General features: G+C 72.9%; 18 protein-coding genes and 1 pseudogene. 7 read left to right on the top strand and 12 right to left on the bottom strand.

The features are described from left to right. Positions 1-152: 152 nt before the first annotated feature. The 12 genes and pseudogenes from ACZ5XZ_RS14025 to ACZ5XZ_RS13970 all read right to left on the bottom strand — a co-directional run bounded on the left by ACZ5XZ_RS14025 (position 153) and on the right by ACZ5XZ_RS13970 (position 11,225). The gene (locus tag ACZ5XZ_RS14025; protein ID WP_468977534.1) at positions 153-1,232 is read right to left on the bottom strand and encodes a glycoside hydrolase family 6 protein; all 1,080 of its coding nucleotides are present in this window, start codon (positions 1,230-1,232) and stop codon (positions 153-155) included. Between the two features lie 410 nt (positions 1,233-1,642). Next, positions 1,643-1,804 (bottom strand): annotated as a pseudogene (locus ACZ5XZ_RS14020) (class F sortase); the annotation flags it as partial. Beyond that, positions 1,794-2,156, bottom strand: coding sequence for a hypothetical protein (locus tag ACZ5XZ_RS14015; RefSeq protein WP_468977533.1), 363 nt, complete (start codon positions 2,154-2,156; stop codon positions 1,794-1,796). The pseudogene ACZ5XZ_RS14020 and the gene ACZ5XZ_RS14015, both read right to left, overlap by 11 nt. 127 nt (positions 2,157-2,283) lie before the next feature. After that, positions 2,284-3,063: an HAD-IIA family hydrolase gene (locus ACZ5XZ_RS14010; protein WP_384430840.1), complete on the bottom strand. Its 780-nt coding sequence runs from the start codon at positions 3,061-3,063 to the stop codon at positions 2,284-2,286. A 202-nt stretch (positions 3,064-3,265) separates the two neighbouring features. After that, positions 3,266-4,339, bottom strand: a complete 1,074-nt coding sequence (locus ACZ5XZ_RS14005) for a 2-aminoethylphosphonate ABC transporter substrate-binding protein (protein WP_468977531.1) — start codon at positions 4,337-4,339, stop codon at positions 3,266-3,268. 37 nt (positions 4,340-4,376) lie between these two features. Continuing rightward, positions 4,377-5,174: an ABC transporter permease gene (locus tag ACZ5XZ_RS14000; protein ID WP_468977529.1), complete on the bottom strand. Its 798-nt coding sequence runs from the start codon at positions 5,172-5,174 to the stop codon at positions 4,377-4,379. Beyond that, on the bottom strand, positions 5,161-6,093 hold the full coding sequence (locus ACZ5XZ_RS13995; RefSeq protein ID WP_468977527.1) for a 2-aminoethylphosphonate ABC transporter permease subunit: 933 nt from the start codon (positions 6,091-6,093) through the stop codon (positions 5,161-5,163). Before ACZ5XZ_RS13995 ends, ACZ5XZ_RS14000 begins: the two co-directional genes overlap by 14 nt. Before the next feature lies 1 nt (position 6,094). Beyond that, positions 6,095-7,255, bottom strand: a complete 1,161-nt coding sequence (locus tag ACZ5XZ_RS13990) for an ABC transporter ATP-binding protein (RefSeq protein ID WP_468977526.1) — start codon at positions 7,253-7,255, stop codon at positions 6,095-6,097. Between the two features lies 1 nt (position 7,256). Beyond that, positions 7,257-7,958 carry a phosphonatase-like hydrolase gene (locus ACZ5XZ_RS13985; protein ID WP_468977524.1) on the bottom strand — a complete coding sequence of 234 codons (702 nt, stop codon included), beginning with the start codon at positions 7,956-7,958 and terminating at the stop codon, positions 7,257-7,259. A gap of 5 nt (positions 7,959-7,963) precedes the next feature. Continuing rightward, positions 7,964-9,085 carry a TIGR03364 family FAD-dependent oxidoreductase gene (locus ACZ5XZ_RS13980; RefSeq protein ID WP_468977522.1) on the bottom strand — a complete coding sequence of 374 codons (1,122 nt, stop codon included), beginning with the start codon at positions 9,083-9,085 and terminating at the stop codon, positions 7,964-7,966. A gap of 142 nt (positions 9,086-9,227) precedes the next feature. Beyond that, positions 9,228-9,998 (bottom strand): GntR family transcriptional regulator, encoded by a 771-nt coding sequence (locus ACZ5XZ_RS13975; protein WP_468977519.1) that lies wholly within the window; start codon positions 9,996-9,998, stop codon positions 9,228-9,230. A 96-nt stretch (positions 9,999-10,094) separates the two neighbouring features. Next, positions 10,095-11,225, bottom strand: a complete 1,131-nt coding sequence (locus ACZ5XZ_RS13970; RefSeq protein WP_468977517.1) for an ROK family transcriptional regulator — start codon at positions 11,223-11,225, stop codon at positions 10,095-10,097. A 56-nt stretch (positions 11,226-11,281) separates the two neighbouring features. Between ACZ5XZ_RS13970 and ACZ5XZ_RS13965 the strand changes: the two genes are divergently transcribed. From ACZ5XZ_RS13965 to ACZ5XZ_RS13935, 7 genes are all read left to right on the top strand, one after another. Then, the gene (locus ACZ5XZ_RS13965) at positions 11,282-12,421 is read left to right on the top strand and encodes a Gfo/Idh/MocA family oxidoreductase (protein WP_468977514.1); all 1,140 of its coding nucleotides are present in this window, start codon (positions 11,282-11,284) and stop codon (positions 12,419-12,421) included. After that, positions 12,418-12,891, top strand: a complete 474-nt coding sequence (locus tag ACZ5XZ_RS13960) for a heme-degrading domain-containing protein (protein ID WP_468977513.1) — start codon at positions 12,418-12,420, stop codon at positions 12,889-12,891. The genes ACZ5XZ_RS13965 and ACZ5XZ_RS13960 overlap by 4 nt, the downstream gene beginning before the upstream one ends. Before the next feature lie 76 nt (positions 12,892-12,967). Beyond that, a complete protein-coding gene (gene cutA, locus ACZ5XZ_RS13955; protein WP_468977511.1) occupies positions 12,968-13,300 on the top strand; it encodes a divalent-cation tolerance protein CutA in 333 nt (110 codons plus the stop codon). A 287-nt stretch (positions 13,301-13,587) separates the two neighbouring features. After that, positions 13,588-14,838 (top strand): helix-turn-helix domain-containing protein, encoded by a 1,251-nt coding sequence (locus tag ACZ5XZ_RS13950; RefSeq protein WP_468977510.1) that lies wholly within the window; start codon positions 13,588-13,590, stop codon positions 14,836-14,838. A gap of 108 nt (positions 14,839-14,946) precedes the next feature. Then, positions 14,947-15,291 (top strand): hypothetical protein, encoded by a 345-nt coding sequence (locus tag ACZ5XZ_RS13945; protein ID WP_468977508.1) that lies wholly within the window; start codon positions 14,947-14,949, stop codon positions 15,289-15,291. Positions 15,292-15,487: 196 nt separating this feature from the next. Next, positions 15,488-15,733, top strand: a complete 246-nt coding sequence (locus ACZ5XZ_RS13940) for a hypothetical protein (protein WP_468977507.1) — start codon at positions 15,488-15,490, stop codon at positions 15,731-15,733. Then, on the top strand, positions 15,730-15,972 hold the full coding sequence (locus ACZ5XZ_RS13935) for a DUF7848 domain-containing protein (RefSeq protein WP_468977505.1): 243 nt from the start codon (positions 15,730-15,732) through the stop codon (positions 15,970-15,972). The genes ACZ5XZ_RS13940 and ACZ5XZ_RS13935 overlap by 4 nt, the downstream gene beginning before the upstream one ends. The last annotated feature ends 219 nt before the right edge of the window (positions 15,973-16,191 follow it).

Below are 16,191 nucleotides of genomic sequence, written 5' to 3'. Positions count from 1 at the left end.
TGGGGGGGCTCCGGGTTCCGGGGGGGGGAAGGGGGGGGGCGGGGGGGGGGGGGGGGGTGGGGGGGGGGGGGGGGGCCGCCCCCCGCCCCCCCCCCCCACCGTCGCGGCCGGCCGCGGTCGGCTACCGCGCCCGGCGTCCGGCCCTGGGCCGGCTACTTCGCACCACGGGCCAGCTCCAGGGCGTACTTCGGCCACCAGTCCCCCGCCTTCGGGCCGCCCTTGCAGGTGCCGTCGGACTCTCCGGGGCGCTTGATCCAGAGGTAGGCGGCTATCCGGGGGTCGCCGGTCCTGGTGGTGGGCGGGGTGCCCAGGGCGCGACCGGGTGGGTTGCACCAGTTCTCCCGGTCGTCGCCGCCGGGGGCCGGGCCGTTGCCGTTGCGGCTGGTGTCGATGACGAAGGGCTTGCCGCCGACGAGGGCGGAGAGCCGCTTGCCGTACTTCGTGTTCTCCCGCGTGGTCTGGTAGTTGGAGATGTTCAGTGCGAAGCCGTCGGCACGGTCGATGCCGGCCCGCTTGAGCGGTTCGACCATCGCGCCCGGGTCCTTGATCCAGTGGGGGTTTCCGGCGTCCAGATAGACCTTGGTGTGCGCTAGCGCCTTGAGTTTGCCGACGGCCTCGGTCAGCAGGGCGTAGCGCTCCTCGTGGAACTGCTGCGGGGTGCACTTGTCCGCGATGTGCGGCAGGGCGTCGGGCTCCAGGACGACGGTGGTGGCGCGGTCGCCGATGCCCTTGAGGACGCCGTCCAGCCAGGCGCGGTAGGCGTTGCCGTCGGCGGCGCCGCCCTGGGAGTAGCTGCCGCAGTCGCGGTGCGGGATGTTGTAGAGGACGAGCAGCGCCTCGCGGTCGGCCTTGGCGGCCGCCTGGGTGAAGCCGCGGGCCTCGCCCTGCGGGTCGTCGACGCCGATCCACTCGGCGACCGGCTGCGCGGCGATCCGGTCGACGAGCCGGGCGTCGGCGGCCTTGCCGTCCTTGCCGTACGCGGAGACCTGGCGGGCCGCCTTGCTGTCGGGGTTGACCCAGTACGGGGCGACGGACTTGGGGCGCTGCCCCGGTCTGCCGGGGGCCCGGTCGTCGCCGTCACCGTCCGACGAGGAGCAGCCGGCGAGCAGCAGCGCGGCCAGCGCCCCCACCATCGCCGTGCGCGGCACCGCGCCGCCGCGCGCCGTACGCCACCGGTCGCGGCCCGGGACCGGCGGCCCGCTCCCGGCAGCCCATCGAAGATCGCCGTACATCCACTCCCCCTCGGAGCACTGATCCGGCCGGCGCGAGACCACCGGCCGGATCCATCGTGGCACACGGCCGCCCGCCGGAGCCGGGCTGTGGACAGTCCGTCCACAGGTGGCTACCGCGCTTGACGAATGCCGGTCGTAGGACCTCACGGCTGCCGGTCGCGGGGCGCCGTCACGGCTCAGCCGCGGGTCGCCTCCGGCGCGCGAGAGGCTTACTGACGCCCCGTCAGGCAGGCGGACAGCAGGACCAGGTCCGCGTCATCCGCCCGCTCGGCGCGGACGCCGCCGCCACCACCGCCGCCGATGCCGCCACCGCCGCCGACGCTGAACAACCGGAGTGCGGGGCGGCCGCGCCGGTGGCCCGCACAGGCCTTGTGGGGGTCGAAACGGCGCAGGGCGCTCCGGTGGGGCGAGGGGCGCCCCACCGCGGCGACATCGCCGGTCGTGGCGTGCCGCGCGGCCGCCCCGTCCGGCACGCCGCGCCCCCACAGCCACCCTGCCAGCAGCAGCACCGCCCAGGCCGCACCGGCCAGCAGCCGCCCGGTGCCGCGCCGCCTGTCCTTGTCAGCTCTCATCGGCCTCGCCGCCCTGCCGCTCACGACGCAGTCGCAGCCGCAGCCGCAGCAGCTGCCCCGCGACGACGAGGACGGCGCCGCCGGCCAGCACCAGGCCGACGGCCGAGGTGCTGCTCAGTTCGCCGCGCTGGGTGACCTTGCCGGCCGGGCCGGCAGGCGTCCGGTCGCCGGCGGCCGGCCCCGCGGAGCCGTCCCCGGCGGGCGGTGTGACCTCGCGCCCCGGGGCGGGGGCGGCCGGGGCGACGTGGACCGCTTCGGCGCCGGCGCCGCGTGCGTCCCCGCCGTACGCGGGCGCCGTCGTCACCGCGCAAGCCACGACCGCGGCACAGAGAGCGAATTGCGGTGCGCGCATGGTGAACCTCCGATAACTCCGAAGGTCCGCCCGCGCGAGCCCGGCCGCATCCCGGTGCGGCTCGGGGCTGCGCCGTTCGGGTGGCGCCCGCCGCCGCGCGCCGCACGCCGGGCCCCGCCAGGCCGCGTCAGACCAGGTCGACCAGGTCCGCGATCGAGTCCACGACTCGGGACGGCCGGAACGGGTGCCGGTCGATCTCCTCGGGGCGGGTCAGCCCCGTCAGCACGAGGAAGGTCTCCATCCCCGCCTCCAGGCCGGCCAGCACATCGGTGTCCATCCGGTCGCCGATCATCGCGGAGGTCTCGGAGTGGGCGCCGATGACGTTGAGCCCGTGCCGCATCATCAGCGGGTTGGGCTTGCCGACGAAGTACGGCTCGACGCCCGTCGCCTTGGTGATCAGCGCGGCCACCGACCCGGTCGCGGGCAGCGGCCCCTGGGGCGAGGGGCCGGTCTCGTCGGGGTTCGTCGCGATGAACCGGGCCCCGTCGTTGATCAGCCGGATCGCCTTCGTCAGCGCCTCGAAGGAGTAGGTCCGGGTCTCGCCGAGGACGACGTAGTCGGGGGCGTGGTCGGTCAGGACGTAGCCGATGTCGTGCAGGGCGGTGGTCAGGCCGGCCTCCCCGATGACGTGGGCGGTGCCGCCGGGCCGCTGCTCGTCCAGGAACTGCGCGGTGGCCAGCGCGGACGTCCAGATCGACTCCCAGGGCACGTCCAGCCCGATCCGGCTCAGCCGGGCGTGCAGGTCACGCGGGGTGTAGATGGAGTTGTTGGTCAGCACGAGAAAGGGCTTGCCCGATTCGCGCAGCCGCTTGATGAAGGCGTCCGCCCCGGGGACCGGGACGCCCTCGTGCATCAGGACGCCGTCCATGTCGGTGAGCCATGACTCGATCGGCTTGCGCTCTGCCACTGCCGGACTCCTGCCGTGCGTGATGACCAGGTGCGCCGGCCGCCTCCCGCACGCGTGGCGGGCCACATACCTGTCCCACGTGTCGTACGTACGGCCGACGCCCCCACCCTAAGTCAGCAGCCGTTCTCCCGACCCCGGCGATCGCCGTCCCGAGGGCACGAGCCCCCGCCCGCGAGGGGAGAGCACGAGCCCGGGCCGGGTCTCAGCTGTTCGTGGCCTCCTTCCAGGCGTCCACATACGCGTCCAGGTTCTTGTCGATGTCGTTCCAGTCGGGCTGGAAGACCTCCACGCCGTCCATGAGCGCGGCCAGAGCCTTGGCATGGGGGTCGGTGGGCCTTGTGTCCTTGCGGGCGGCGAAGCCGCCGCCGATGGCGGAGACCTGGCGCTGGACGGGCTCGGAGAGCAGGTAGTCCAGGAACTTCTCGGCGTTGGCGCGGTGCGGGGCGTTCTTGACCAGGCCCGCGGCGTAGGGCAGCGCGAAGGTGGTGGGCCGGCCGCCGGGCTCGGCCGCGGGGAAGAAGATGCCCTGGTTCGGCATCGACTTCAGGTTGGCGAAGTTCATCTGGACGTCGCCGTTGGCGACCAGGAGTTCACCCTTGTCCGTCTTGGGGGCGAGCTGGCCGGTGGAGGAGGACGGGCCGACGTTGTTGGCCTGGAGTCTGCCGAGGAACTTCATGGCCGGGCCCTGGCCGCCGAAGTCGTGCAGGGCCTTGACGAGGACGGCGGTGCCGTCGCCGGCGACTCCGGGCGTGGAGTACTGCAGCTTGTGCTCGAACCTGCCGTCCAGCAGGTCGTGCCAGGTGGCGGGGGCCTTCGCCAGTTCCTTCTTGTTGTAGATGAAGCAGAAGTAGTTGTTGACGATCGAGGTCCACTTGCCGGTCGGGCTCTTGTCGCCGGCGGCCACCTGTTCCGCGCCCTTGGGGCGGTAGACCTGGAGCAGGCCCTTGCCGTCGGCCTGCTGGATGAAGGGCGGGAGGGTGACGACGACGTCCGCCTTGGTGTTGGCGCGTTCGCGGGCCAGGCGCTGGACGGCCGGGCCGGAGCCGGACTCGACGTAGTTGACCTTGATGCCGGTCTTCTTCTCGAAGTCCTCGAAGACCCGGTCGTAGAAGCCGTCGCCCTTCTCGCCCTTGAGGCCGTCGGCGCTGTAGACGGTGATCTCCTTGGCGTTCGGGTCGGCTCCGGAGGTGCCGCCGCAGGCGGTGAGCGCGGCGGCGAGGGCGAGGACGCCGCAGCAGGCGGCGAGCGGCTTGCGGAGGGCGGGGGCAGCGGGCATGGCGTAGCAACTCCTGGTAAGTGCACGGGTGTCGGGCTCAGCGGTAGGTGGCTCGGGTGCGGATACGGGAGACGCCGAGGAGGGCGAGCAGGGTGGTGGCCATCAAGGTCACCGCGAGTGCGGCGCCCGCGAAGAGGGAGCCGCGGTCGGTGGCGGCGAAGATTTGGACGGGCAGGGGCGTCCAGTCGGGGGGATAGAGCATCATCGTGGCGCTCACCTCGCCCATGGACAGGGCGAAGCACAGGCCGGCGGCCGCGGTGAGGGACGGCAGCAGCAGGGGGAGCCTGATGCGCCACAGGACGACGGCGGGGCGGGCGCCGAGGCCGGCGGCGCTCTGCTCGTACGCCGGGTCCAGGCGGGTCAGCGCGGCCGTCACGGACTGGTAGGCGAAGGCGGTGACCAGCACGCAGTGGGCGACGACCACGATCTGGGGCGTGCCGTTGAGCAGGAACGGGGGCCGGGAGAAGGCGACGAGGAGGGAGAGGCCCACCACCACGGAGGGCACGGCGACGGGGAGGAGGAAGAGGCCGTCGAGGAGGCGGCGGGCGCGGCGGCCCACCTTCTCGGCGGCCAGGGCGGCCCAGGTGCCGGCGGTGAGTGCGGCGGCGCTCGCCGCCAGGGCCGTCAGGACGCTGGTGAGCAGGGCGTCGGGCGCGTCGCCCCGGGCGATGTCCTGATAGTGGGTCAGGGTCGCGCCGGAGGGCAGGGCGCCGCTCCAGTTGGTCGCGAGGGACGCGCCGACGATCACCAGGAGGGGCAGGGCGAAGACGGGGACGAAGAGGGCGAGGAAGAGGATGTGGACGGCCCGGCGGGCGGTCCGGCTATGCACCAGCACGGTGGGGGGCACCTCCGGTGTGCGGGCCGGCTCGACCGCCCGTACGGGACATCACGGTCCGGTAGAGGGCGTAGAGCGCGACGGACAGGGCGATGTTGACGACGGCGACGACGCAGGCCCCGGTGTAGTCGCCGTCGAGGATCGCCTTGGTGTACACGAGCATCGAGAGGGTGACGACGTCCTTGGCGCCGGTGAAGAGCACGATGCCGAACTCGTTGAGGCACAGGACGAGCACCAGCGCGCCGCCCGCCGCCAGTGACGGCAGCGCCTCGGGCAGGATCACCGTCCGCACGATCCGCCACGGCCGGGCGCCCAGCGACGCGGCGGCCTCCAGCTGACCGGTCTCCATCTGCGCGAAGGCGGCGAGCAGCGGGCGCATCACGAACGGGGTGAAGTAGGTGACCTCGGCCAGCAGGACGCCCCAGGGGGTGTGGAGGAACGCAAGCGGCCCGTGGGCGGCACCGGTCACGTCCGTCCACAGGCCGTTGGCCACACCGACGCTGCCGTAGAGGAACAGCAGGGCGAGGGTGATCAGGAAGGAGGGGAAGGCCAGGAAGACGTCGATGAAGCGGCCCAGCGCCCGGCCGCCGGGGAGCGGGACGAAGGCGATCACGAGGGAGAGCGCCAGGCCCAGCAGGAGCGCGCCGGCGGTGGCGCCGGCGGCGATCAGCACGGTGGTGGTCAGGGCGTCGCGGAAGGACGCCTCGGCGAAGACCTCCGCGTACGGGGCGGTGGAGGGGCCGGCGCCGTCGGGGGTGAGGGACTGCCACACCACCAGGGCCAGGGGGTAGAGGAAGACCACGCCGAGGGCGGCGACGGGCGGCAGGGCCCACAGGGCGGCCCCGGCCTTCGCCGGGCGGGTGCGCCGCTCCGGCGCCACCGGAGTGCGCGCCGCCGCCGCTGTCCCGTCAACGGCCATGTCACGCACCGTCCTCGCGCCGCGCGGCGGCATCGGTGAGCCCGGCCGGTATCAGCACCGCGTCCTGCGGCGCGAAGTGCAGCGTGACCTCGTCGCCCAGCGCCGGGGTCTCGCGCAGTTCGCGCACGTCGGCCATCAGACGGTGTCCGTCGACGGACACCTGCAGCCGGTGGGTGGCGCCGCGCCACTGCACGTCGGTGATCGCCCCGCGCAGCGTGTTGCCGGTGCCGTCGCCGTCCCCCAGGCCGACCAGATGCGGCCGTACGCACAGGGTCGCGGCGGCGCCCGTGCCCAGCCCCTCCCCCACGGGCACGGCCAGCCTGTGTCCGCCGAAGTCGACGCCGTCGCCGCGCACGGTGACCGGCAGCAGGTTCGCGGTGCCGACGAAGGAGGCGGTGAACTCGCTGCGCGGGCGCCGGTAGAGCTCCTGCGGGGTGCCGCACTCGCGCAGCCGGCCCGCCTCCAGCACCGCGATCCGGTCGGCCAGGGTCAGCGCCTCGACCTGGTCGTGGGTGACGTAGAGGATCGAGACGTCCGGCAACTCCCGGTGCAGCCGGGCGAGTTCGGCGAGCATGCCGGAGCGCAGCTGGGCGTCGAGGGCGGAGAGCGGCTCGTCCAGCAGCAGTACGCTGGGGCGGATGGCCAGGGCCCGGGCGAGGGCGACCCGCTGCTGCTGGCCGCCGGAGAGCTCGCGGGGGTGGCGGCCGGCGTAGCCGGCCATGCCGGTCGTCTCCAGCGCCTCGGCGACCCGGCCGGGGATCTCGGCGCGCGGGGTCCTGTGCGCCCGCAGGCCGAAGGCGACGTTCTCGGCGACCTTCATGTGCGGGAAGAGCGCGTACTGCTGGACGACCATGCCGATGCCGCGCCGGTGCGGCGGCAGCCCGGTCACGTCCCGGCCGCCGATCAGCACCCGCCCGGAGGCCGGCTGGACGAATCCGGCGACCGCCCGCAGTGCGGTGGTCTTGCCGGAGCCGGACGGGCCGAGCAGCGCCATCACCTCACCCGGTTCGACGGTCAGGTCGAAGGAGTCCAGGACGGGGTGCTCGCCGCGCCTGCCGTAGGCGACGGTGACCTGGTCGAAGCGGATGCCCGACGCGGGCCGGGCCGGGGGCGCGCCGGCGGTCGCGGTGGCCCTGGCGGACGCGGCGGCTGGGGCGGTCATCTCACACCACCCCCAGCAGCGCGGGCAGTTCGGCGACCGATCCCAGGACGTGGGTGGCGCCGGCGGACGCCAGCTGCGCCGCGTCGTGGGCGCCGGTGAGCACGCCGGCGACGACCGACGCGCCCGCCCGGCGGCCGGAGAGCATGTCGTACGACGTGTCGCCGGCCACCGCGACCCGCTGGACGGAGTCGGTGGCGTGGGTGCGCAGCAGCGCGGTGAGGACCAGGTCGGGGTAGGGGCGGCCGCGGCCGCCGGCGTCGGCCGGGCAGAGGGTGAGCGGGACCAGGTCCTGCCAGCCGAGCGCGCCGAGTATGGCGTCCTGGGTGACGCGGGCGAAGCCGGTGGAGAGCACGACGGTGCGCCCGGCCGTCTGCAGCGCCTCGATCGCCTCGCGGGCGCCGGGGACGGGAGCGATCCGTCCGCCGTCGACCAGCTCGCCGTAGGCCGTCTCGAAGGCGGCGTTGGCGCGCCGGGCGGCGGCCTCGTCGCCGAAGAGGTGGCGGAAGACGGAGATCTTGGACTCGCCCATGGTGGCGCGTACGTAGGCGAGCTTCTCGGCGTGGTCGGGGCTGCCGGGTTCGACGCCCAGGTGCCGGGCGGCGGCGTCGAAGGCCTGCTCGACCAGTCCGCCGTCGGCGACGGTGGTGCCGGCCATGTCGAGGACGACCAGCTCGATGCCGTGGTCGGGGGTGTGTTGCGGCAACTCGCTCACCATCCCAGTTCGTTCGCGGTGGTCTCGGCGATGGCCGGGGAGCAGGTCATCCCGCGCCCGCCCGGCCCGGTGACCAGCCAGACGCCGTCGCGGGCCTGCTGGCGGTGGACGACCCGGGTGGTGTCGGTGCACTGGGCGTAGACCCCGGCCCAGCGGCGGCGGATCCGGGGCAGCGGGCGGCCCAGCAGCGCTTCGACGACACCGGTCAGATGCTCGTAGGGCTCCTCGACGGTGTCGAAGGCGAACGGCGTCCGGTACTCGTGGGTGTCGCCGATGGTCAGGCCGCCGTCGGCGCGCTGCACCATCAGCAGTTGCATCCTGTGCTCGGCGGCGGTCGGCTCCTGGGCCTGGCCGGCGTTGAGCGCGTCCAGGGCCTCGCTCTTGTACGCCGGGTAGTAGCGGAAGCTGTCGGCGTCGGCGACGGAGGTGGTCAGCGCCTCGCCGAGCGGGTCGGTCTGCATCATCTGCAGCCGCACCCGGCGCACCGGCAGGTCGGGGGCCAGCTCGCGGACCAGTCCGCCGAGCCAGGCGCCGGTGCACAGGACGACCGCGTCGCCGTGGTGGGTCTCGCCGTGGTCGTCGCGTACGGCGCGCTCGCCGACCACCGCCCGGACCTCCCGGCCGCCGAGGTAGGTGTACCGCCCGGACCGCAGCAGCTCGTCCTTCAGGGCGCGTGGGGCGACCCGTGGCTCCACGGCGGCGTCCCGCTCGCACCACAGGGCGCCGGTGAAGTCGCCGCGCAGGGCGGGGTTGAGGGCGCGGGCCTGGTCGGCGTCGAGCAGCCGGTAGCCGCGGTCGGCGGCGTCGGGGCGGCGGGCGGCGGCCTCGGCGACCGCCCGCTCGGCGTCGTTCCTGACCACGGTCAGCGAGCCGATGGCGCGGAAGCCGAGTGCGGGGACGCGGGCGCCGATGCCCTCCCACAGTTCGCGGGCGCGCAGGGCGCACTCCAGCTCCGCGCCGCCGGCCCGGCCGCTGACCCAGATCTGTCCGAAGTTACGGACCGAGGCGCCGCGGGCCTCGGCCTCCCGTTCGAGGTGCAGGACCTCGTGGCCCCGCTCGATGGCATGCCAGGCGTGCAGGGTGCCCAGCACGCCGGCGCCGACAACTATGACTCGCATGCCCCAGACGGTCGTGGCGGCGGGTGGCCCGTCAGGGGTGGTTCGGCGACGCGGGGGTGAACGGGGCCCCAAAGTTGGCCTAGACCCGTTATCTGTTCGTGATATTCAGGGGTGCGGTGTGCCTGCACAGTGGCCCCTCGCCTCAGCCCTGCGCCGGTGTGCCCAGGTGGGTGGTGAAGGAGAACCGGTCGCCCCGGTAGAGGGAGCGCACCCGCTCCAGCGGGCGGCCTCGGGTGTCCCGGGACAGCCGGTGGATCAGCAGCATGGGCAGCGCGCCCGGTGTGCCGATCAGCAGCGCCTCGCGCGGGGTGGCGAGTACGGTCTCCAGCCGCTCGTCCGCGTCGCCGAAGCCGATGCCCAACCGCTGGTGGAGGTAGGCGTAGAAGGACGAGTCCGGCGCGAAGTCGGTGGCCAGGTCCGGGACCCGCTCGACCGCGACGTAGGTGCTCTCCAGCCCGACCCGCTCGTCGTCGGCGAGCAGCACCCGCTCCATGTGCCATACGGCGTCCCCGGCCGTCAGGCCCAGATCGGCGGCGAGCGCGGGCGGGCAGCCGAAGCGGTCCAGGCCGACGAGGTGCCGGCCGGGCCTGCGGCCCTGGCCGCGTACGCCTTCGGTGTAGCTGGCGAGCGAGAGCGGCTGCGCAAGCTTGGGCCCGGCGACGACCGTGCCGCGCCCCAGCCGCCGCAGCCGCCCCTCCAGGACCAGCTCGCGCAGGGCCTGGCGCAGCGTCTCGCGGGAGACCTCCAGGCGCGTTGCCAGCTCGCGCTCGGTGGGCAGCACCTCCCCCTCGCCCAACTCCTCCAGCAGCGCGGCGATTTCGACCTTGGCCGCGTAGTACTTGGGGATGCGCCCGTGCTCGGGGACGCCGGACCGGACGGGTGCGCCAGGATCCTGGCCGTAGGGGAACTCCACGGCGCGATCCTCGCACCCGTGGGCGCGGCGGCCGGGGATCGGGGGGCGTCCGGATATCGGGGCGGGCAGCACCGGCTCACCCGGGGCGGGGCGGCGTCACCCGAAGAGGGGGGCGAGCACCAGCTCGGCCGCCCCGTCGGCGACCGCCCGTCCGGGGGCGAGCGCGACCGACACCGCGGCCCCGGCCCCGGCGCTGCCGCGGGTGCGAGCCTGTGCGGCCAGCGCCCGGGACACTCCGCTCAGGAACGGCTCGGGGGCGCCCAGTACCGTGCGTCCGCCGAGCAGCACCCGGTCGATGTCCAGCAGCTCGACGAGGTTGGCGGCGCCGACGCCCAACGCCTCGGCCGCGGCCGGCAGATCGCCGCCGGCCACCGCCGCCAGGCACAGCGCCTCGATGCAGCCGCGCCGGCCGCAGCCGCAGCGCGGACCGTCCAACTGGACGATCTGGTGGCCGAATTCACCGGCGCCGGTGCGCGGGCCGCGGTAGAGGCCGCCGTCCAGCACGAGCCCGGCGCCGAGGCCGGTGCCCAGGTGCAGATAGCCGAAGGAGCCGGCGCCGGCGGGCAGGGCCCGGGCCAGGCCGAGCGCCGCGGCGTTGGTGTCCTTGTCGAGCGCGACGGGCAGGCCGAGCCGGGCGGCGAAGGCGTCCCGCAGGGGGAAGCCGTCCCACTGGGGGGCGCCGGTGACGCGGTGCAGCACTCCGGTGGCGTGGTCCAGCGGCCCGGGGCAGGCCACCCCCGCCCCCAGCACCAGCGGCCCGCCGGCCTGCGAGAGCAGCTCCGCGACCTCGCGTTCGGCCGTGGTGAGCACCTGCTCCGCGCCCGCTTCGAACGCCAGCGGGGCCCGGCGCACCGCGACCGCGCGGCCGGCGAGGTCGGCGAGCACGGCGGTGAGCTCGTCGCGGTCCAGGTGCAGGCCTATCGCGTGCCGGGCGCCGGGGACCAGGCGCAGGACCGTGGCGGGCTTGCCGCCCGTGGAGGCGCGGCGGCCCGCCTCGGCGGCCAGGCCCTCGGCCCGCAGCCGCGCGGTGATCTTGCTGACGGCCTGCGGGGTGAGCCCCGTCTGCGCGGCGAGCTCCAGCCGGCTGACGCCCTCCTCGCCGGCCGCGCGCAGCAGCCCCAGCACCAGCGCGGTGTTGTGACCGCGCAGCGCGGGGAGGTTGGCGCCCGGACTGCCGGCGAAGCCGCCCTGACGGGAGGCGCGGGAGGGGATGTCATCGCTGCTCACTCGCCCATTGTCGGCAGTGGCTTGCACTTTGGCAACAGCGTTGCTTAAGTAGGGGTATGAGTGAGACGAGCGAGGAGAGTGCGATGAGCCGCCCCACCGGTACCCCCGCCCCCGGCGACCCGCTGCGCGTCGGCCTCCTCGGCTACGGCCTGGCGGGCTCGGTCTTCCACGCCCCGCTGATCGCCGCCACCGACGACCTGCTGCTCGACACCGTCTCCACCTCCGATCCCCAGCGGCAGGCGCAGGCCCGCGCCGAGCATCCGCAGGTGCGTACGGTCAGCACCCCCGAGGCGGTGCTCGACCGTGCCGCGGACCTGGATCTGATCGTGCTCGCGACGCCGAACAAGACCCATGTGCCGCTCGCCACCGCCGCGCTGGAGGCCGGTGTGCCGGTGGTCGTCGACAAGCCGCTGGCCGCGACCGCCGCCGAGGCCGAGAAGCTCGCCGCGCTCGCCGAGGAGCGCGGGCTGCTGCTGTCGGTCTTCCACAACCGCCGCTGGGACAACGACTTCCGCACCGTCCGCAAGCTGATCGAGGACGGCGCGCTCGGCGACATCACGCGCTTCGAGTCCCGCTTCGAGCGCTGGCGGCCGCAGCCCAAGGGCGGCTGGCGCGAGTCCGGCGACCCGGCGGAGATCGGCGGGCTGCTCTACGACCTCGGCAGCCACCTCGCCGACCAGGCGCTGACCCTCTTCGGCCCGGTCGTCTCCGTCTACGCCGAGTCCGACATCCGCCGCCCGGGCGCGGAGGCCGACGACGACACCTTCATCGCCCTCACCCACGCAAACGGCGTCCGCTCCCATCTGTGGATGAGCGCCACCACCCCGCTGCTGGGCCCCCGCTTCCGGGTGCTCGGCAGCAAGGCCGGCTACACCAAGCACGGTCTGGACCCCCAGGAGGCCGCGCTGCGCGAGGGCCTGCGGCCCGGCGACGAGGGCGTGGAGTGGGGCGTGGAGCCGAAGTCCGGCTGGGGCCGGCTCGGCGCCGGGGCCTCCCCGCGGTCCGGCGGCGGCGAGCCCGTACCGACGCTGCCCGGCGACTACCCCGCGTACTACACCGCGATCGCCCGGGCCCTGCGCGAGGGCGGCGCGCCGCCGGTGAGCGCCGCCGAGGCCGCCGCCGCGCTGCGCGTCCTGGAGGCCGCGAAGCTCTCCGCGGCCGAGGGCCGTACGGTCCCGATCGAGGTGGGCGTGTGACCAAGGCGCCGAAGACGGACGACGTCCGCGCCCTCGAAGAGCACGAACGGCGCCTGGTCTTCGACAGGTTCGGCAACGACGACGCCTGGGACCTGGGCGCGCAGCTGGTGGCGCTGGCGCGGGAGCGCGGCGCCGCGGTGACGATCGGCATCCGGCGCGGCGCCCAGCGGCTGTTCCACTGCGCCCTGCCGGGCACCTCCGCCGACAACGACGCCTGGATCGCCCGCAAGTCCGCCGTCGTCGAGCGCTACGGCGAGTCCTCGTTCCTGGTCGGCGCCCGCTTCCGCGCCAAGGGCCGCACGTTCGAGGACTCCTCCCGGCTGGACCCGGACCGCTTCGCCGCACACGGCGGGGCGTTCCCGGTCCGTGTGCGCGGCACGGGGGTGGTGGGTGTGGTCGCGGTGTCGGGGCTTCCGCAGGCGGAGGATCACGCGCTGGTGGTCGAGGCGGTGCGTCGCTACTTGGCGTAGGTTGCCATGTTGCGGCTCCGGTGGCCGGTATCGGTAGCTGCAGCGAACGCCAACGACCGACGGCTATGCTCGCCGCATGGCTGACTTCCTGCAGGTCTCCACAGCAACGGAGACACGCGAGCAAGCAGTAGAGCTGGCCCGTTCCGCAGTGACAGGTCGTCTCGCAGCCGGCGCCCAGATCGTTGGCCCCGTGGTCTCCGCCTTCTGGCACGAGGGCGAGTTCGGGACGGGCGAGGAGTGGCAACTCCTGTTCAAAAGCCGGGCCGACGGATACGCCGCGCTGGAGGCGCACCTCCTGAAACATCACCCGTGGAAGAACCCCGAAGTCTCGGCCGTTCCCCTCGTGACCGGGTCGGATGCCTACCTCCGCTGGATCGCCACTACCGCCGGGCCGGTCTCCGACGAGTAGGCGTCATGTGCGGGCATGCCCAGTCTGGTTGCATAGTGTCGTCGACCTCGGTAAGGGCAGATGTCGATTTCGACGTCACAGGCCTCTGTCAAGTTGCGTAAGACACCGGATCACGAGTGTGGCAACAGCGAGCATCTGCGCAGGTCGGTGCGGTGTGCTCCGAACCCCCCGAGAGCGCCCTACAGCATGGGCGCTGAGGCATGGCGGCAAGGCTCCTCAAGGGATCAACAAGTACGGCCCTACCCCGTACTCTGACAGTGACGAGCTGTACAGAGAGGGGCAAGGCCGTGTCTTCAGATGCTACCCCGGACCCGTTTGCCGAGCCGGTTGCCTTCGGCCAGCGAATGCAGATTCTGCGTACCCGTCGCGGCCTGAGCCGTGGTGTGCTGGCCGGCCTGCTGGGGAAGTCGCCAAGCTGGGTCAAGCAAGTCGAGGGCGGGCGCCTCCAAATGCCCAAGCTGCCCATGGTGTTGCGTATTGCGGAAGCTCTCAGGGTCCGAGACCTTTCGGACCTCACCGGGGATCAGTCAATGGCAATCCACATGTTCACGGGTCCCGGACATGCGCGACTTCCCCATGTTCAGAATGCCATCAACGCGTTTCCGTTGACCACTCGGCGGGAGGCTCCGTCACCAGTGCACCTCCGGGAACGGCTTATCCGCGCGTGGAGTGCTAGGCACTCGGCCCCTAATCATCGGGACGTCATCGGGGCTCTCCTCCCGGACCTCATCCGCGATGCACAGATTGCCGTGCTGCAGGCCAATTCGGCGAGCGAGCGGCGTGTAGCGCAGGGGACCTTGGCCGAGGTGTACAGCCTGAGTCAGTTCTTCATTGCCTACCAGCCGGATTCGTCGCTGCTCTGGCGCGTGGTCGAGCGGGGCATGGTCTCCGCGCAGGAGTCAGAAGACCCGCACGCCATTGGCGTATCGGCATGGTTGGCCACTCAAGCTCATCGCGATAGCGGTCACGCGCATTTCGACGCTGCCGACGCGGTGAATCTGGAGACCATCCGCTATCTCGAATCGTTCTTGCCGGACGGGAGCAACGACGTTCTAGCTATCGCGGGTGCACTGCAATTCGAGGCCGGATACACCGCAGCACGACGGGGCGATACGGGAACGGCGTGGCGTTACTGGGACACGGCGCGAGCCATGGCCGAACGGCTACCCGCCGACTATTACCACCCCGTGACTTCCTTCTCTCGTGCCGTGATGGGTGCGCATGCTGTCACTATCGCGGTTGAGTTGCACGCAGGTGCGGAAAGCGTTCGGCAGGCGGCAGCGGCGGACACTTCAACGATTCCATCTCGGCCCCGGCGCGCTCGACACCGCATCGAGGAAGCACGCGGATATCAGCTCGATGGTCAGACAGAGGCAGCGCTAGCCGCACTCGACAAGGCGTATGAGGCTGCGCCGGAAACCATCCGCTACAACGGCTACGCCCGACGCATCGTCTTGGAGGAGACAGACTCGAAGAGCCCGGCACAGCGGCGCCGGGCGAGTGAACTCGCCGTCAAAATCGGCGTATTGGCGGCATGAAGGTAGGGGCACAAACTGTGCCCCTACTCCCTTCTCAGGGGTCCTACGGTCAGTCAGTCATCACGTGACTACCAAAGACCCCCGCGACCGTGGCGACGGTCCGGGGGCGTGGCCAACCTGAGAAAGCAGGCCGACATGCCGCACTGTATCGCCCGCATCTTCGAGCCGCTATTGCAGCTGTTACTGCCTGCGCGAGGCTGTCACCGGTCGGTCAGCGCACCGGCCGCCGCGCGGTGCGCGGACGCGCCGACGCTCGCACTTCCCCGCATCTCCGGCCGGCAGCATGGGCTGCTGCGTGGTGAGGACGTGCACCTGATCCGCCCATACGTCCTGACACCCGATGAACGGCGGGAGCGGCGGGCGCAGCCTCAGCGGAGCCAGGTTCTGTGGCTGGCCGCGCACGGCATCGACACCGGACCTCGCTGGATTCGCGGTGTAGAGGTGACGACCTGATGCCCCGCAACTGCCGCCCCGTGCACCTGGGGGACCCGTTTCCGTTGGCGGAGCCTGAACCGGTTGCCGGGTGCGATGTGTGCACGGCCTTGGCAGGACAGCGCGAGGGAGCGCGGGCCATCGGGGACCTGACGAAGGTGATCGACGCCGACATCGAGATGCGCAACCACCCGCACCCGAAGCGGGGGGCACGGTGATGAACGCGGGTACCTGGTCCCGGCTGTGCTGGTGGGTCGAGGAAGCGTGGAACCGGCACATCAGATACCGGAAGCTGTACCGGCAGCTCGATCAGATGCGGGCGGACCTCAAGGCCCGTACCGCGTGGATGGATGAGCTGACCGAGGAGGAGACGGCGGCGATGCTGCGCGGTCTCGCCGAGTGCATCGACGCCATGGAGTCGGCAGGCGGAGATGCCCCGGAGCGTCCGGAGTGGCTGGTATGAGGGCGCGTTACCGGTTCGCCGAGTGGACGCTGGCGGCCCATTCGGAAGTGCGGTTCGTCGGTGAGTGCCTGGACTGCGGGGAACGCTGCGTCGATACCGAGTCCGCCGATGATGCGCAGGGGTGGTGCCTCCAGCACGCCGGGCTCACCGGGGACAGGCGCTTTGAGATGAAGGGATTCCAGCTCTTCACCGCCTACATGACCAACGCGGCGGCAGACGGCGCACCTCCCGCGACGTAGGTCAGGCGGGGCTGCCATGGTCCTTAACAACGTGATGAGAGGAGGGGAACGTCCATGTGCCCCTTTGAAGGTTGTGGAGGCAGGCTGGTCCACGACGGCAAGTCCGCCACGTGCGACACGTGCCACAACACGTTTGACACCTGACATCGCACCGGGCTGGGGGGGGGGGGGGGGGGGGGGGGGGGGGGGGGGGGGGGGGGGGGGGGGGGGGGGGGAGGA

Source organism: Streptomyces sp. NPDC033270, assembly GCF_055576575.1.
Note: the sequence above shows the minus strand (reverse complement) of the source record. Positions and strands in the feature narration are given on the sequence as shown.

Coding starts and splice junctions, on each gene's coding strand:
- ACZ5XZ_RS14025 (WP_468977534.1), bottom strand. CDS start 1,232: ATGTACGGCGATCTTCGATGGGCTGCCGGGAGCGGGCCGCCGGTCCCG.
- ACZ5XZ_RS14015 (WP_468977533.1), bottom strand. CDS start 2,156: ATGCGCGCACCGCAATTCGCTCTCTGTGCCGCGGTCGTGGCTTGCGCG.
- ACZ5XZ_RS14005 (WP_468977531.1), bottom strand. CDS start 4,339: ATGCCCGCTGCCCCCGCCCTCCGCAAGCCGCTCGCCGCCTGCTGCGGC.
- ACZ5XZ_RS13995 (WP_468977527.1), bottom strand. CDS start 6,093: ATGGCCGTTGACGGGACAGCGGCGGCGGCGCGCACTCCGGTGGCGCCG.
- ACZ5XZ_RS13990 (WP_468977526.1), bottom strand. CDS start 7,255: ATGACCGCCCCAGCCGCCGCGTCCGCCAGGGCCACCGCGACCGCCGGC.
- ACZ5XZ_RS13980 (WP_468977522.1), bottom strand. CDS start 9,085: ATGCGAGTCATAGTTGTCGGCGCCGGCGTGCTGGGCACCCTGCACGCC.
- ACZ5XZ_RS13965 (WP_468977514.1), top strand. CDS start 11,282: ATGAGTGAGACGAGCGAGGAGAGTGCGATGAGCCGCCCCACCGGTACC.
- cutA (WP_468977511.1), top strand. CDS start 12,968: ATGGCTGACTTCCTGCAGGTCTCCACAGCAACGGAGACACGCGAGCAA.
- ACZ5XZ_RS13940 (WP_468977507.1), top strand. CDS start 15,488: ATGAACGCGGGTACCTGGTCCCGGCTGTGCTGGTGGGTCGAGGAAGCG.
- ACZ5XZ_RS13935 (WP_468977505.1), top strand. CDS start 15,730: ATGAGGGCGCGTTACCGGTTCGCCGAGTGGACGCTGGCGGCCCATTCG.